This window comes from Polynucleobacter sp. MWH-UH2A, from assembly GCF_018687195.1.
Lineage (GTDB): Bacteria > Pseudomonadota > Gammaproteobacteria > Burkholderiales > Burkholderiaceae > Polynucleobacter.
Genome location: NZ_CP061321.1, coordinates 1,840,157 through 1,855,811, shown reverse-complemented (window position 1 = coordinate 1,855,811; position 15,655 = coordinate 1,840,157). Strand labels below are relative to the sequence as shown.

Annotated in this window: 15 protein-coding genes and 1 other RNA gene; 14 read left to right on the top strand and 2 right to left on the bottom strand. The window is 45.9% G+C overall.

Annotated elements, in window-relative coordinates:
- Positions 1-23 precede the first annotated feature (23 nt).
- The 9 genes from IC571_RS09575 (at position 24) to rnpB (ending at position 9,867) form a co-directional block, all read left to right on the top strand.
- Positions 24-644, top strand: a complete 621-nt coding sequence (locus tag IC571_RS09575) for an SCP2 domain-containing protein (protein WP_215316340.1) — start codon at positions 24-26, stop codon at positions 642-644.
- A 3-nt stretch (positions 645-647) separates the two neighbouring features.
- Complete coding sequence (ubiB, locus tag IC571_RS09570; RefSeq protein ID WP_215316338.1) at positions 648-2,234, top strand: ubiquinone biosynthesis regulatory protein kinase UbiB; 1,587 nt, start codon at positions 648-650, stop codon at positions 2,232-2,234.
- Between the two features lie 52 nt (positions 2,235-2,286).
- The gene (locus IC571_RS09565) at positions 2,287-2,940 is read left to right on the top strand and encodes a DUF502 domain-containing protein (RefSeq protein ID WP_215316336.1); all 654 of its coding nucleotides are present in this window, start codon (positions 2,287-2,289) and stop codon (positions 2,938-2,940) included.
- Positions 2,941-2,956: 16 nt separating this feature from the next.
- Positions 2,957-4,756, top strand: coding sequence for an aspartate--tRNA ligase (gene aspS, locus IC571_RS09560; RefSeq protein WP_215316334.1), 1,800 nt, complete (start codon positions 2,957-2,959; stop codon positions 4,754-4,756).
- Positions 4,757-4,786: 30 nt separating this feature from the next.
- Entirely contained in the window at positions 4,787-5,245 is a 459-nt protein-coding gene (gene nudB / locus IC571_RS09555) for a dihydroneopterin triphosphate diphosphatase (protein WP_215316332.1), read from the top strand.
- A 9-nt stretch (positions 5,246-5,254) separates the two neighbouring features.
- Complete coding sequence (locus tag IC571_RS09550) at positions 5,255-7,078, top strand: ABC transporter ATP-binding protein/permease (RefSeq protein ID WP_215316331.1); 1,824 nt, start codon at positions 5,255-5,257, stop codon at positions 7,076-7,078.
- A gap of 9 nt (positions 7,079-7,087) precedes the next feature.
- Positions 7,088-8,425: a glycerate kinase gene (locus IC571_RS09545; RefSeq protein ID WP_215316329.1), complete on the top strand. Its 1,338-nt coding sequence runs from the start codon at positions 7,088-7,090 to the stop codon at positions 8,423-8,425.
- Positions 8,426-8,442: 17 nt separating this feature from the next.
- A complete protein-coding gene (pyrC, locus tag IC571_RS09540) occupies positions 8,443-9,492 on the top strand; it encodes a dihydroorotase (RefSeq protein ID WP_371742892.1) in 1,050 nt (349 codons plus the stop codon).
- A 68-nt stretch (positions 9,493-9,560) separates the two neighbouring features.
- Positions 9,561-9,867, top strand: an RNA gene (gene rnpB, locus IC571_RS09535) — RNase P RNA component class A.
- Here rnpB and IC571_RS09530 read toward each other — a convergent pair.
- On the bottom strand, positions 9,868-10,290 hold the full coding sequence (locus tag IC571_RS09530; protein ID WP_215316328.1) for an OsmC family protein: 423 nt from the start codon (positions 10,288-10,290) through the stop codon (positions 9,868-9,870).
- A 407-nt stretch (positions 10,291-10,697) separates the two neighbouring features.
- Here IC571_RS09530 and rplM point away from each other — a divergent pair, with 407 nt between their 5' ends.
- The 4 genes from rplM to erpA all read left to right on the top strand — a co-directional run bounded on the left by rplM (position 10,698) and on the right by erpA (position 13,177).
- Positions 10,698-11,126 (top strand): 50S ribosomal protein L13, encoded by a 429-nt coding sequence (rplM, locus tag IC571_RS09525; protein WP_173956464.1) that lies wholly within the window; start codon positions 10,698-10,700, stop codon positions 11,124-11,126.
- Positions 11,127-11,135: 9 nt separating this feature from the next.
- Positions 11,136-11,537 (top strand): 30S ribosomal protein S9, encoded by a 402-nt coding sequence (gene rpsI / locus IC571_RS09520; RefSeq protein ID WP_215316326.1) that lies wholly within the window; start codon positions 11,136-11,138, stop codon positions 11,535-11,537.
- 116 nt (positions 11,538-11,653) lie between these two features.
- A complete protein-coding gene (gene argC, locus IC571_RS09515; RefSeq protein WP_215316325.1) occupies positions 11,654-12,712 on the top strand; it encodes an N-acetyl-gamma-glutamyl-phosphate reductase in 1,059 nt (352 codons plus the stop codon).
- Positions 12,713-12,802: 90 nt separating this feature from the next.
- Complete coding sequence (gene erpA, locus IC571_RS09510) at positions 12,803-13,177, top strand: iron-sulfur cluster insertion protein ErpA (RefSeq protein ID WP_215316323.1); 375 nt, start codon at positions 12,803-12,805, stop codon at positions 13,175-13,177.
- Between the two features lie 16 nt (positions 13,178-13,193).
- On the opposite strand, the gene IC571_RS09505 is transcribed toward erpA, so the two are convergent.
- Positions 13,194-14,321 (bottom strand): anhydro-N-acetylmuramic acid kinase, encoded by a 1,128-nt coding sequence (locus tag IC571_RS09505; RefSeq protein WP_215316322.1) that lies wholly within the window; start codon positions 14,319-14,321, stop codon positions 13,194-13,196.
- 88 nt (positions 14,322-14,409) lie between these two features.
- On the opposite strand from IC571_RS09505, the gene tyrS reads away from it, so the two are divergent.
- Positions 14,410-15,642, top strand: a complete 1,233-nt coding sequence (tyrS, locus tag IC571_RS09500; RefSeq protein WP_215316320.1) for a tyrosine--tRNA ligase — start codon at positions 14,410-14,412, stop codon at positions 15,640-15,642.
- The last annotated feature ends 13 nt before the right edge of the window (positions 15,643-15,655 follow it).

Genomic DNA, 15,655 nt, shown 5'->3' with positions numbered 1-15,655 from the left:
ACTTGTGCGGGTTTTTTACACTAATGAATACGCTCTCTTCTTCTACCCATACGATTGCAGCAAGTGCGGCTTGCCGTGGTATCAATCATGTTTTGGAGAGTGAACCCTGGGCCTGTACTGAATTAGCAAAGCATGCGGGTAAAACAATTTCGCTTGAATTGCCTTTTGGGCGGCTTGCTTTCTGTATTGGGAGTGCAGGACGTCTTGAAGTTTTGAAAGAGCTTGAAAATCCAGACTTAGCTTTAGAGGTGTCCGCCAAAGCTCTTGGCGATTTAGTTGGCGGTTCTGGGAATTTAAAGGAACAAGCATTTAAAGCAGTGAAAATTACTGGTGATGCGGATTTAGCCCAGTTAATTGGACGATTGGCTGGTCAACTCCGCTGGGAGTATGAAGAAGATTTGGCACGCTTCTTGGGTGATGCTCCGGCTCATTTTGCCGTTCGCAAGGGAAAGAAGTTTGTATCGGCCACTAGATCAGCGACGGGTGATTTGCTGGACAATCTCGTGGAATATGTCAGCGAAGAAAGAAAAGTACTGTTGAATAAGCGTGACTTTATAGTTCATAAATCGGGGTTAAGTGATTTGCGTGATTCCGTTGATCGCTTGGAAAAGCGCATTCAGTTTCTTGAGCAAAAAGGAAGATAGATCGTGCGCCGAATTGCTCGTCTCTCATTTATTTTCTTTACCGCATGGCGTTATGGTTTATTGCCATTGCTACGTGATGTACTAAAGCCAGGTATTGGACGTAGTTGTTTAACAGTGGTTTGTTGGACCTCTCCAGGAACAAAGTTGCCGAGAGGTGAGCGCATTCGCCTAACGCTTGAGGCGCTAGGCCCAATTTTTGTGAAGTTTGGCCAGGTACTGTCTACTCGTCGTGATTTGTTGCCAGAAGATATTGCCAATGAGTTGGCAAAGCTACAAGATCAGGTGCCGCCATTTTCTAACGCAGAATCTCAACACTTAATTGAGACGGCATTAGGACAATCAATTAATGAAACCTTCATTAGTTTTGATGCTTCCCCAGTGGCCAGCGCATCTGTCGCTCAAGTACATTTAGGTGTTCTAAGAGGAACAGAAAAACACCCTGAGTGGCAGGGTCGACCTGTTGCGGTGAAAGTGTTGCGTCCTGGAATTTTGCCTGTGATCGAGGGTGACCTTGCCTTGATGTATGACTTGGCAAAGATTATCGAAAAGAGTTCTGAGGATGGTCGCCGTCTAAAGCCTCGTGAGAACGTTGCAGAGTTTGATACCTATTTGCATGATGAGTTAGACCTCATGCGTGAAGCAGCTAACGCTAGCCAGCTACGTCGATACTTTGCTGATTCCACTAAGCTCATGATTCCAGAAATGTACTGGGATTTATGTCATACCAATGTCATCGTGATGGAAAAAATGGATGGCATTTCTATTGGACGAACTGCGGAGTTGCGTGCTGCGGGTGTTGACTTTAAAAAATTGGCTGCGGATGGCGTGGAAATCTTTTTTACGCAAGTATTTGAGTATGGTTTTTTCCATGCTGACATGCATCCCGGAAACATCATGATTAGTCTCCAGCCGGAGACATTCGGTCGTTTTATCTCTTTGGATTTTGGAATTGTTGGTGCCTTAAGTGAATCAGATAAAAATTACTTAGCCCTGAACTTCTTGGCATTTTTCAATCGGGATTACCGTAGAGTGGCTGAGTTGCATATTGAATCAGGCTGGGTGCCCGCCAATACGCGCGTTGAAGAGTTAGAGGGTGCAGTGCGTTCCGTATGCGAACCCTATTTTGATCGACCTCTCAAAGAAATTTCATTGGGTATTGTGTTGATGCGTTTGTTCCAGACCTCGCGTCGTTTCAAGGTAGAGATTCAGCCGCAATTAACCTTGTTACAAAAGACCCTGCTAAATGTTGAAGGCCTTGCTCGTCAACTAGATCCTGACTTGGATCTATGGAAGACCGCTAAGCCGATCTTAGAAAAATGGGTGAGCAAGCAATTGGGTTGGCGTGGATTGATTGATGGCTTAAAACAAGAGGCGCCTACCTGGGCCAAAATCTTGCCATCATTACCCCGTTTGATTGCAGATAGTTTGGCTCAAAGCAGATCCCCAGTAAAAGACCAAAACGCTGAATTAGAGGTTCTAAAGGCGCTTTTATTGCAAGAAAGGCGTACACATCGCCTATTAGCAGGCTTCTTGCTATTTGCCGGCGGTTTTTTGGCTGGAATATTGATCATTACCCTAGGCATTTACTAGCCTCCCCCTCATTGGGCTCTAACCCGCTAAAATAGCGGGTTAGGCAAAACACATGAAAAAATACTTTATCGCTGGCATTCTTGTATGGGCTCCCATGGCGGTCACCATTTGGGTGATTACATGGGGCTTGGGTTTGCTTGACGGTGTTTTTGGCTCTGTTATGCAAGCCATCATTGCCGTCTTCCCTCATCAGTTCGCTGCTGATCTACAACATTTTCGTGAGCTACCGGGTGTAGGTATTTTGATTGTGGTTGCGGTGATTGTCTTGACCGGCGTTCTCGCAATCAGTTTTGCTGGACAGTGGTGGATTAAGGTTTGGGATAAATTTGTGAATCGTATTCCGGTTGTACGTTCAATTTATTCAAGCGTACAGCAGGTGTCCTCCACATTATTTTCTGGTAGCGGTCAGGCTTTTAGTAAGGCTCTATTAATTCGTTACCCACATGCCGACTCTTGGGTGATTGCGTTTCAAACAGGCACCCCTGCTAAAGAGGTTGCAAGTAAGTTAGGCGATGGATACGTGAACGTATTTTTGCCAACTACACCCAACCCAACCTCTGGATTTTTCATGATCGTGCCACGTGCACAAACGATCGAACTAGAGATGAGCGTAGAGGAAGCATTGAAGCATATTGTTTCAATGGGTTCTGTCCCCCCAAATAATTCCAGTGGATTAACTTCTCCAGAGTTGCCACACCATTTTTGATTTATAGGAAATTGTTATGTCAATGCGTAGCCATAATTGCGGTCAAATAACCGATGCACTGATTGGTCAAGAGGTCACCCTCTCTGGTTGGGTCAATCGTCGTCGTGACCATGGGGGCGTGATCTTTATTGACTTGCGTGACCGCGAAGCATTTGTGCAAGTGGTTTGTGACCCAGATCGTCCTGAGATGTTTGCGCTCGCAGAACAAGTGCGTAATGAGTTCTGTATTCAGATTAAAGGGCTTGTACGTGCGCGTCCTGCAGGTACTGAAAATAATGATTTGGCGACAGGTAAGGTTGAAGTGCTCTGTCATAGTTTGGTGATTCTGAATGCTTCAGTGACTCCACCGTTTCAGATTGATGATGAGAACTTATCTGAAACCACGCGCTTGACACATCGTGTATTGGACTTGCGTCGTCCCCAAATGCAAAAGAATTTGCGTTTGCGTTACAACGTTGCAATGGAGTGCCGTCGTTATTTAGATGACATGGGCTTTATTGATATCGAAACCCCGATGTTGACTAAGAGCACGCCTGAGGGTGCACGCGATTACTTAGTCCCATCACGGGTGCATGACGGTCAATTCTTTGCCTTACCGCAGTCGCCTCAATTGTTTAAGCAGCTCTTGATGGTGGCGGGTTTTGATCGTTACTACCAAATTACGAAATGTTTTCGCGATGAGGATTTGCGTGCCGATCGTCAACCTGAATTTACTCAGATCGACTGTGAGACCGCTTTCTTAAGCGAATTAGAAATTCGGGATTTATTTGAAAACATGATTCGTCATATTTTCAAGAAGACTTTGAATGTTGAATTACCAAGCCCATTCCCAACGATGCCGTATTCAGAAGGCATGGCGCGTTTTGGCTCAGATAAGCCAGATCTTCGTGTGAACTTTGAGTTCACTGAGTTAACGGATTTGATGAAGGACGTTGATTTCAAAGTATTCTCTGGCGCTGCTAATCAGGCTGGTGGGCGTGTGGTTGGTTTGTGCGTTCCTGGTGGCGCTGAAATTAGCCGTAGTGAAATCGACGATTACACGCAATTTGTCAGCATCTATGGCGCCAAAGGTTTGGCATGGATTAAGGTGAACTCTGTTGCAGAGGGTCGTAATGGTTTGCAATCCCCGATCGTCAAGAATTTGCATGACGCAGCAATTGAAGGCATTTTGAAGCGCACTGGCGCAAAAGATGGTGACATTATTTTCTTTGGTGCCGATAAAGAAAAAGTTGTGAACGATGCCATCGGTAACTTACGTTTACGTATTGGCCATTCTGCTTGGGGTAAAGAACATGGTCTCTTTACTGAGGGTTGGAAACCATTGTGGGTTGTAGATTTCCCGATGTTTGACTATGACGAGGGTGAAGCCCGTTGGGTTGCCTGTCACCATCCGTTCACCAGCCCTAAAGATGAACACATGCAGTATCTAGAAGCAGATCCCGGTAAGTGTTTGGCTAAAGCGTATGACATGGTTCTGAACGGTAGTGAAATTGGTGGTGGTTCTGTGCGTATTCACCAAGAAGCAGTTCAGAGCCAAGTATTCCGCGCTCTGAAGATTGGTGCTGAAGAAGCGCAGGCAAAGTTTGGTTTCTTATTGGACGCCCTGCAATATGGCGCCCCTCCTCATGGCGGTATCGCATTTGGTTTAGATCGTATCGTGACAATGATGACGGGTGCTGAGTCAATTCGTGACGTGATTGCATTCCCTAAGACTCAGCGTGCGCAATGCTTATTAACTCAGGCACCAAGCCCAGTAGATGAGCGTCAGTTGCGTGAGCTGCACATTCGTTTGCGTCAGGCAGCACCAGCCGCATAAAAGTACTTAGATTAGTTAGCAGTATCTATCTTGAAAATCCCTATTTCGGTTTTAGTTGTTATCTACAAATCGAATAGGGATGTTTTATTGATAGAGCGCGCTGATCGCCATGGCTTCTGGCAGTCTGTCACCGGCAGCCTAGATTCACCAGATGAGAATTTAGCCTTAGCAGCAGCGCGAGAGGTATTTGAAGAAACTGGTATTGCCGTTGACCACTTACCAGCTAGTTCTTTACGCAATATGCATCATCAGATTGAGTATGAGATCTACCCTGAGTGGCGTTTTCGATATGCTCCTGGCGTTACTCGAAATACTGAACATTGGTTTTCACTCGAAGTGCCTGAGAGAATTCAAATTCAGTTAGCGCCACGAGAACATGTTGCCTATGAGTGGTTGCCATTTGAAGAGGCAGCTAAGAAATGTTTTTCTCGTAGCAATGGCGAGGCCATCATGAGGCTCTTCTCGGCAAATCACAGTAGAACCGAATAAGATAGAACGATGAGACATTCATCGAGTCACCATCGATCCAGCGGAGATGCAAATACGCCTCAACGCGGTGATTGGCGCGTTATTCGTGACCTCCTGCCTTATCTGCTGGAGTATCGCTTTAGAGTCATTCTGGCACTGACTTGTCTAGTAGCAGCTAAGTTCGCGAATTTAGGCATTCCTATTTTGATGAAGGAGTTAATTGACTCTTTAGATATCAAAGCAGGATCTCCTCAAGCCATATTAGTAGTACCTATGGGCATCATTGTTGCCTATGGCTTATTAAGAATCTCTGCTTCTTTGTTTGCGGAGTTGCGTGAGGCTTTATTTGCTCGTGTTACACAAAATGCGGTACGGAAGGTAGCACTTCAAGTTTTTCAGCATTTACATTCATTAGCGCTAAGTTTTCATTTGGCTCGTCAAACGGGTGGCGTTAGCCGCGATATTGAGCGTGGTACTCGAGGCATACAGTCCCTCATTTCTTATTCGCTCTACAGTATTTTGCCGACTTTAATTGAGTTTTGCCTGGTGCTTGGTTACTTCGCTTATTCCTATGACATCTGGTTTGCGGCAATTACTCTAGTCGCTTTGGTTTTATATATAGCGTTCACGATTGTGGTGACTGAATGGCGTACGCACTATCGACGTGCCATGAATGATATGGACTCGAAAGCCAATCAAAAAGCAATTGATTCTTTGTTGAATTTTGAGACTGTTAAATATTTTGGGAATGAGGCTTTTGAAACTGCTCGATACGATGACAATCTTTTGCGTTATCAATCAGCAGCCATCAAGTCCCAAAAAACCTTAGCGTTCTTAAATTTAGGCCAGCAAATCATTATCGCGATTGGTTTGATGTTGATTTTATGGCGCGCTACGCTTGGTGTAGTTAACGGCTCAATGACTCTAGGTGATCTAGTACTAGTGAACACCTTAATGATTCAGTTGTATATCCCTTTAAATTTTCTGGGAGTTATTTATCGCGAGATCAAGCAATCCCTAACCGATATGGACCGCATGTTTTCTTTGCTCAATACGGAAAAAGAAATTGCAGATTCTCCAAATGCGCAGCCTTTACACATTGATAACCCTAATCGGGGCCCTGATGTGCGCTTTGAAAATGTGTCGTTTCATTATGAGAGCAAGCGAGAAATTCTCCGTAATGTCAGTTTTACGATTCCAGCAGGCACCACTACTGCGGTTGTGGGTCAGAGTGGCGCCGGGAAAAGTACCTTGGCAAGATTGTTATTCCGTTTTTACGATGCGCAGTCAGGAAAAATCGTTATTGATGGTCAAAATATTCAAGATGTGACGCAGTTCAGTTTGCGCAAGGCCATCGGCATCGTTCCTCAAGATACCGTCTTATTTAATGACACCATCGGTTACAACATTGCTTATGGAGATCCTTCGGCGAGTTTTGAAGAAGTCCAAGAGGCTGCTAGAGCAGCTCAAATTGATGGCTTTATCAAACGCCTACCGGATGCCTATCAAACTCAAGTGGGTGAACGTGGCTTGAAATTATCGGGCGGGGAAAAACAACGGGTTGCTATTGCGAGAACGCTGTTGAAGAAACCGGCGATGCTGATTTTCGATGAGGCTACCTCCGCATTAGACTCCAAAACGGAGCGTGCATTTCAGGAGGAGTTGTTTAATTTGGCAAAAAATCGGACGACGCTCATCATTGCGCATCGTCTTTCAACGATTGTTCACGCTGACCAAATTTTAGTCATGGATCATGGGCAGGTCGTAGAGCGGGGTACTCATCTAGAGCTATTGGCAGCTAAAGGCAAGTATGCCGAGATGTGGCAAATGCAAGAGCGTGCTGGGCTTGATTAGAATAGACTAATGACGCAGCAATCTTCCCAGCCAATACCCCGCGAGACTATTCTAAAGAATGCTTTTGCAGCAGCGGTGGCAGTAGCAGATCCGCAAGTGATTGTTCCTCAATACTTGGCAAAGATATTTCCTGTTGGGCAAGAGCCTAAAGGGAGATGTTTAGTGGTTGGCGCTGGCAAGGCGAGTGCATCTATGGCAAGCGCATTAGAGGCTTATGCTCAAGATCATTGGCCACAAGTCAAGATTGATGGTGTTGTATTAACCCGCTATGGCCATCACTCACCAACCTCCCGCATTCAGATCGTCGAGGCAGGCCATCCTGTGCCAGACCAAGCGGGCATGGATGGAGCAAGAGCAGTATTGGAGTTAACTCAAACGCTTGAAGCTGACGATGTATTAATCGCCTTAGTTTCCGGTGGTGGATCCAGTTTGTTAACACTACCAGTTGAAGGAATTTCCATCGATGATATGCGTAAGACTACCGAAGCCTTGCTTCGTAGCGGCGCTCCTATCGAAGAGATGAATGTTGTGCGCAAGCACTTATCTGCGATCTTAGGAGGAAATCTTGCAAGATGCGCAATTGCTCGTGGTGCACGAGTGGAAGCATTGTTGATTTCAGATGTAACGGGTGATGCTCCAGCCGATATTGCTAGTGGCCCTTGTGCGGCTGACTATTCAACTTATTTGGACGCACTCAATATTATTGAATCTTATCGTTTGCAAGAACTTGTGCCTGCATCGGTGATGAATCATCTCAAACAAGGTGTATCAGGGCAGAAACCTGAAACCTTAAAAGATATTGATCTGCTGAGCGCAAGAGTATCTAACCATGTGATTGCAACGGCTTATAAGAGCTTAGAGGCTGCTGCGAATGTGGTGAGAGATTATGGATATGAGCCTATTGTGTTAGGCGATACGATTACGGGTGAGGCTCAGGAAGTGGGAGCAGCTCAGGCGCAGTTAGCTCGCGAGCATCTAGTAAAAACAGATAAACCAATTGCGCTGATTTCTGGTGGGGAATGTACGGTGACGATCCCTGTAGGTAGCAAAGGTCGTGGCGGTCGTTGTAGTGAATATCTACTTTCTCTTTTTGCTGCAAGCCCAGATTTGCTTCGCATCTCAGCATTAGCCGCAGATACTGATGGTATTGATGGCAGCGAAAAGAATGCAGGCGCTTGGTTCGATAGCGGTATTCGAGAGTCTGCTAGAGCGATGAATTTAGAGCCAAAGGAATATTTAGCCGCCCATGATTGTTATGGATTCTTTGCACAATTGGGGGCTTTAGTGGAAACTGGCCCTACACTTACGAATGTCAATGATTTCCGCATTATCTTGCTTGATAAATAACTATGTCGAATTTGAATATGCCTTCAACAATTGAAATGATTCAGCCAGATGACTGGCATTTGCATATTCGTGATGGCAATGTCATGAAAGATGTGTTGGCGGATACCGCTCGTCAATTTGCGCGTGCGATCATCATGCCAAATTTAAAGCCACCAGTGACCACCGTGGAATTGGCAAAAGCATATCAATTACGTATTGATGCCAACTTAAAGACCTTGGGTATTACTGACTTCACTCCGTTAATGACTTTGTATCTCACAGATAACACTTCTGCAGATGAAGTTCACAAAGCAAAAGCCGAGGGCATAGCGGCCTTTAAGTTATATCCCGCAGGCGCCACAACCAATAGCGATGCTGGTGTTAGTAACATTAAGCATTGCTATAAAGCTCTGGAAGCGATGCAAGCGGTTGGCATGCCTTTGTTAGTACACGGCGAAGTGACTACTGCTGAAATTGATATCTTTGATCGTGAGGCGGTGTTTATTGATTCCGTGCTTGAGCCCTTGCGCAAAGATTTTCCAGAATTAAAAATCGTGTTTGAGCACATCACTACCAAGCAGGCGGCCCACTACGTGCGTGATGCTCATGCTGGCGGAAAAAATACCATCGCGGCAACCATTACCCCTCAGCATCTTCTGATGAACCGTAATGCTATTTTTGCGGGAGGCATTCGTCCACATAATTATTGTTTGCCGGTATTAAAACGCGAAGAGCATCGAGTTGCACTGGTTGAGGCTGCTACCAGTGGTAATTCACGCTTCTTCTTGGGCACCGATAGTGCACCCCATGCCAAAGGCGCTAAAGAAGCTGCTTGTGGTTGTGCGGGTTGTTATAGCGCCTTCAACGCCTTGGGTTTGTATGCCGAAGCATTTGAGAGTGTGGGCAAGTTAGAAAGACTAGAAGGCTTCGCCAGTTTCTTTGGTCCCGACTTTTATTCTTTACCGCGCAATACTAAAAAAATTACCCTGTCTAAAAAAACTCAAACGATACCCATGGAATTACCTTTGGGTGATGCAACGATTGTTCCTCTGCGCGCAGGGGAAACAATTGCCTGGTCCTTGCTTTAACGTCGTTTCAACTTAGATAATTTATTTTTACCAGCTAATTTGCTCTGACTGCGTTAGACTGCAGGCGCAGAGTCAATTAGGCAATCGCCGCCTCTTTATCGAGGGGGAGGAAAGTCCGGACTCCATAGGGTAGGGTGATGGCTAACGGCCATCCACGGTGACGTGAGGAATAGGGCCACAGAGACGAGCGTATTTAGTTACGGTGAAACGCGGTAACCTCCACCTGGAGCAATCCCAAGTATGCAGACGATGAGGCGTCCCGCTGAGTCTGCGGGTAGGGAGCTTGAGCCGTTAGGTAACTAACGGCCTAGAGGAATGATTGCCCCTAAATGAAAATTTAGGCGACAGAATCCGGCTTATCGATTGACTCTGCACTTATTCTGCAAGGATTTCAACGCTGTATGTCAGTTCAGCAGTTTTGGATAGCATCGTAGTGGCAGAGCAGTACTTTTCATGTGATAACTTCACTGCGCGGTCTACTTTTGCGGGATCCAAGTCTTTCCCTTTAACTTTGAAGTGCAGGTTGATTTTGGTGAAGACCTTTGGGTCTTCTGTTGCTCTTTCTCCCTGGAGAAGCACTTCGCAGCCGCTGACAGCCTGACGGGATCTTTGTAGGATTAATACGACATCAAAGGCAGAGCAGCCACCAGCACCAGCCAAAATGAGTTCCATTGGTCTTGGGGCGAGGTTTCTACCTCCCGCTTCGGGGGCTCCATCCATATTGACGAGGTGCCCACTGCCAGTTTCTGCAGAAAAAGCCATGCCGCCATTACCCAACCAAGATACTCGACATTCCATATTGGTGACCCCTAACTTACTAAATTAATCAATTTTTTCAAGAGTTTATCAATTTTTAACAGATTCAGAGTTGTTGCATAGCAACATAAAATAATTGATTTTGGTCAATTTTCTTGCATTGCAGTAAGTTCTTTGTGTAGAATGACCATATTGGTAGTCAGTCTTATACAAGACTGCGACTTACCTCCCAGTGTCTCCTCCACCCAAACATAGGTGGATTCCAACCCAGGACTAGCTCCTGGGTTTTTTTTTGGGTTATAATCCAAGGCTTTACTGGATTACCAAATAGTCAGCGGTAATCGTTGTACCAGTTAAATTGCTGAATCTGCGAGCTTGCAAATATAAGCAGGGCCAAAGTGGATGTCGTTTGATTGGGGTATTTTTTGACTATAACAATTTGAGAAATCATGAAAACTTTTTCCGCAAAATCCCATGAGGTAAAGCGTGAATGGTTCGTGATTGACGCAACGGACAAAGTCCTCGGTCGTGTCGCCAGTGAAGTGGCACACCGTCTACGCGGCAAGCACAAGCCTGAATTCACTCCACACGTTGACACTGGCGACTTTATCGTCGTGATCAATTCATCTAAGTTACGTGTTACAGGCACTAAAGGCTTGAACAAAATGTACTACCGTCACAGCGGATACCCAGGTGGTATTTCTGAGACTAACTTTGACAAGATGCAAGACCGTTTCCCAGGTCGCGCCTTGGAGAAGGCTGTGAAAGGTATGTTGCCAAAAGGCCCACTCGGCTATGCCATGATCAAGAAATTGAAAGTCTATGGCGATGCTAATCATCCGCATGCGGCTCAACAGCCAAAAGCGTTAGAGATTTAAGGAAACCAAATGGCTATTAATTACGGAAGTTGGAATTACGGTACAGGTCGCCGCAAGAGTTCTGTTGCGCGCGTCTTCATTAAATCTGGCAAAGGCGAAATTACTGTTAACGGTAAGCCTATCGATGCTTATTTTGCTCGTGAAACATCACGCATGATCGCTCGTCAGCCTTTGGCTCTCACAGCCCACTTAACGACCTTTGATATCAAAGTAAACGTTTCTGGTGGCGGTGAAACTGGCCAAGCTGGTGCAGTTCGTCACGGTGTAACACGTGCATTGATTGACTACGACAACGCTCTGAAGCCAACCCTGTCTAAGGCAGGCTTGGTAACTCGCGATGCTCGTGAAGTTGAGCGTAAAAAAGTTGGTCTGCATGGCGCACGTCGTCGTAAGCAGTTCAGCAAGCGCTAATTCTTTCAGTCGCTGTTGTTTTGTCGAAAGGGTCGCGCAAGCGGCCCTTTTTGTTTCTACAATGAGGTTATCAAGTTTGAATAAAACTTCTCGCTGTGAGCATCTTGGAGAAAGATATGATTAAAGTTGGAATTGTTGGTGGCACTGGGTATACCGGAGTGGAATTGTTGCGTTTATTGGCGCAACATCCTGAGGTCAAGATCGTTGCCATCACTTCTCGCACAGAAGCTGGTATGCCAGTGGCTGAGATGTTTCCATCATTGCGTGGCCGAGTTGATCTGAAATTTACTACCCCAGATGAGGCCAAGCTAAATGAATGTGATGTGGTCTTCTTTGCCACACCCCATGGCGTGGCAATGGCACAAGCAAAGGAATTGCTTGCAAACAATGTCAAGATTTTGGACTTGGCTGCCGATTTTCGTTTGAAGGATGTGAAAGAGTTTGCCAAGTGGTATGGCATGGAGCATAGCTGCCCAGATATTTTGGCTGAAGCGGTATATGGTTTGGCGGAAATTAATCGTGAACAAATTAAGAAAGCAAGAGTTGTTGGTTTGGCGGGGTGCTATCCAACATCAGTGCAGTTAGGACTTGCACCATTGCTGTCCCCAAAGTCAACGGGTGGAAAGCAGTTGATTGATGGCGAGCATATTATTTCGGATTCGAAGTCAGGTACCTCTGGTGCTGGACGTAAGGCTGAGATTGGCACTTTGTTGTCCGAAGCAAGTGATAACTTCAAAGCCTATGGTGTTAAAGGTCATCGCCATCTTCCTGAAATCGTGCAGGGTTTAAAAGCCATCGCTGGTCACAACCAGATTGGTTTGACATTTGTGCCACATCTCACGCCAATGGTGAGAGGCATTCATTCGACTTTGTATGTGCGTTTGACTGAGGCTGGTAAAGCAGTGGACTATCAGAAGCTCTACGAGAACTTTTATCAAAATGAACCGTTTGTTGATGTGATGCCTGCTGGCAGTCACCCTGAAACGCGTTCGGTGCGGGGTAGTAACGGAATCCGAATCGCAATTCATCGGCCAGGCGGTGGCGATACATTAGTTATTTTGGTCGTAGAAGATAACTTGGTAAAAGGCGCTTCTGGACAGGGTGTGCAGTGTATGAACCTCATGTTTGGCTTGCCTGAAACCACGGGTCTTACCCAGATTGCTGTATCGCCTTAATGCTTGTGGGGGTATGAATCCATACCCCTTCAGCAAACTAGGCATTAAAAGCCTAAAATAAGACATTGCCTTTTGAATTAGGAGCAAATCATGACTGAACTGGCTACGCAAACCACACAAGATTTAGCTGAACCACCAACCCCATTGGTGTTTACAGACGCTGCTGCCGCTAAAGTGGCTGACTTGATTGCAGAAGAAGGCAATCCAGAGTTGAAGTTGCGTGTATTTGTTCAAGGCGGTGGCTGCTCTGGTTTCCAGTATGGCTTTACATTTGATGATGCCGTAAATGAAGACGACACCCAGTTTGAAAAAAATGGCGTCACCCTGTTGGTTGATTCAATGAGCTTCCAATATTTGGTGGGTGCTGAGATTGATTACAAAGAAGACATCAATGGATCTCAATTTGTTATCAAGAATCCAAATGCAACAACCACTTGTGGCTGCGGCTCTTCTTTTTCTGCGTAAGAGTAGTTAAAGCAATTTAAGCAGGATAGCAAGCGCCTAGAATTCTAGGTCCCTTAGCTCCGGTAACGGCTGGCAAATTTGCTGGCCGTTTTTGTTGGTGGGCCCAGGCAAGCCATGCAAAAGCTAAGCCCTCAACTAGTTGTGGGTCAATTCCCTCGATATCGCTGGTAGTAATTTCTAGGCTATGTTTAAAGAATTCAGTGCTCTTGGATTTAAGTAAGTTCATTAGGGCGGTATTACGGGCACCACCACCACACACAATGAGCTTCTGGGTTTTCGGGGCATGACGAACTAGAGCCTCTATGGCAGATTGTGCAGTTAAGTGAAGTAGTGTTGCTTGTATATCTTCTAATGGATGATTTTCTTTCCCCAGTTTTTCTTGTAGCCAAGCAAGATGAAAATCATCTCGACCGGTACTCTTGGGTGGGGCTTTCGAGAAAAAAGAATCCGCTAATAAATTTTTTAGTAGGGCTTCATTGAGTTTTCCTTGGCTTGCCCAATTGCCATTTTCATCAAAAGTATTTCCTTGGTGCTCATATATCCAGGCATCCATCAACATATTTCCTGGGCCACAATCAAAGCCTGACACTTCTCCGTTTGCTGGAAGCAAGGTCAAGTTCGCTATGCCACCAATGTTCAGAATGGCAATATCTTCTGTGGACAAAAATTGTTGTGCATGAAATGCGGGCACCAAAGGTGCGCCATGACCACCTGCGGCAAGATCCCGACTTCTAAATTCAGCAATAACAGTAATCCCCGTTTGTTCGGCAAGAAGGGCGGGATTCAGTGTTTGGTGGGTATAGGCAAGTTCGCCAAGTTGCGGTTGATGACGTACAGTTTGTCCATGGGCGCCGATAGCGGCAATATCGGAAGCTTGTAGTTTTGATTTTGCGAGAAGCTGCTTGACCGCATCTGCATATGCGAGGGCTAGGGCATTTCCGGCCTGCTTGTCGCGATGAAGTTCATTGGGGCCAGGGCTTTGAAGCTCAAATAAGGCTTTACGTAATTCTGGCTGAAAGGGGAGGCTTACTGCTTCCATGGCAACAGCCTCGCCATTTGAGCCAATTTTGGCAAGTACTGCATCAATCCCATCTAGGCTGGTGCCTGACATGATGCCGATATAGAGGGAATGGGGCTGATTCATGGGGTTCTGGGCTTTGTTCTCAGGAATGCGACAATTATGCTTTAGCAATTTAAATACTAATTTAACTGTATCAGTTATCAGAATCAGCATGGCGGATAAACCAGAACAAAAACACCCTTTAACACCTGAAGTCTTTGCGGCGCTGGAAGTCACTAAGCGTGGCTGCGATGAATTATTGGTTGAAGCGGACTGGGTGCAGAAGTTAGCGCGTAGCCAAGCTACGAAGACTCCTTTACGCATTAAGTTGGGCTTAGACCCAACTGCCCCAGATATTCATTTGGGCCATACCGTTGTTTTAAATAAATTACGCCAATTACAAGATTTAGGACACACCGTCATTTTCTTGATTGGTGATTTCACGAGCATGATTGGCGACCCATCTGGTCGCAATGCTACTCGTCCTCCATTAACTGCAGAAGAAATTGCCGTAAATGCGGAAACCTACTATCGCCAAGCGAGTATGGTTCTCGATCCAGCGAAAACAGAAGTGCGATACAACAGTGAGTGGTGTGATCCTTTAGGTGCCAGGGGCATGATTCAGCTCGCTGCTAAACACACCGTTGCTCGGATGTTGGAGCGAGATGACTTTACTAAGCGTTATCGCAATGGCGTGCCGATTTCAATTCATGAGTTTTTGTATCCGCTGATGCAGGGTTATGACTCGGTCGCTCTCAAGAGTGATTTAGAGCTGGGTGGAACGGATCAAAAATTCAATTTACTTGTTGGTCGTGAACTCCAGAGAGAATATGGCCAGGAGCCACAATGCATCTTGACTATGCCTTTATTGGTGGGTCTTGATGGCGTTGAGAAAATGAGTAAATCGAAGGGGAACTACATTGGTATCAGCGAGCCTGCTGGCGATATGTTCGGTAAGCTTTTGAGTATCTCTGATGATCTCATGTGGGACTACTTCACGCTGTTGTCATTCCGACCCATGTCGGAGATTGATTTAATGAAGCAGGAAGTTGCAGCGGGCCGTAATCCAAAGGATTGCAAAGTACTACTCGCGCAAGAGATCGTCGCGCGCTTTCATTCCCAGGCAGCGGCAGAGAAGGCCTTGGAAGACTTCAATCACCGCGCGAAGGGTGGCGTTCCAGATGACATTCCACAGATAAATCTATCTGGCGCTCCAATGGGGATTGCTGCGCTATTAAAGTCTGCTGGTTTAGCCCCATCCACCTCAGAAGCAATGCGTAATGTAGAGCAAAATGGGGTAAAGGTTGACGGCGTCACTATATCTGACAAGCAAGTAAAGATTGAAGCGGGCACTTACGTTGTGCAAGTGGGCAAACGCAAGTTTGCTAAGGTTACGCTTAGCTAAATAAGCTTTACTT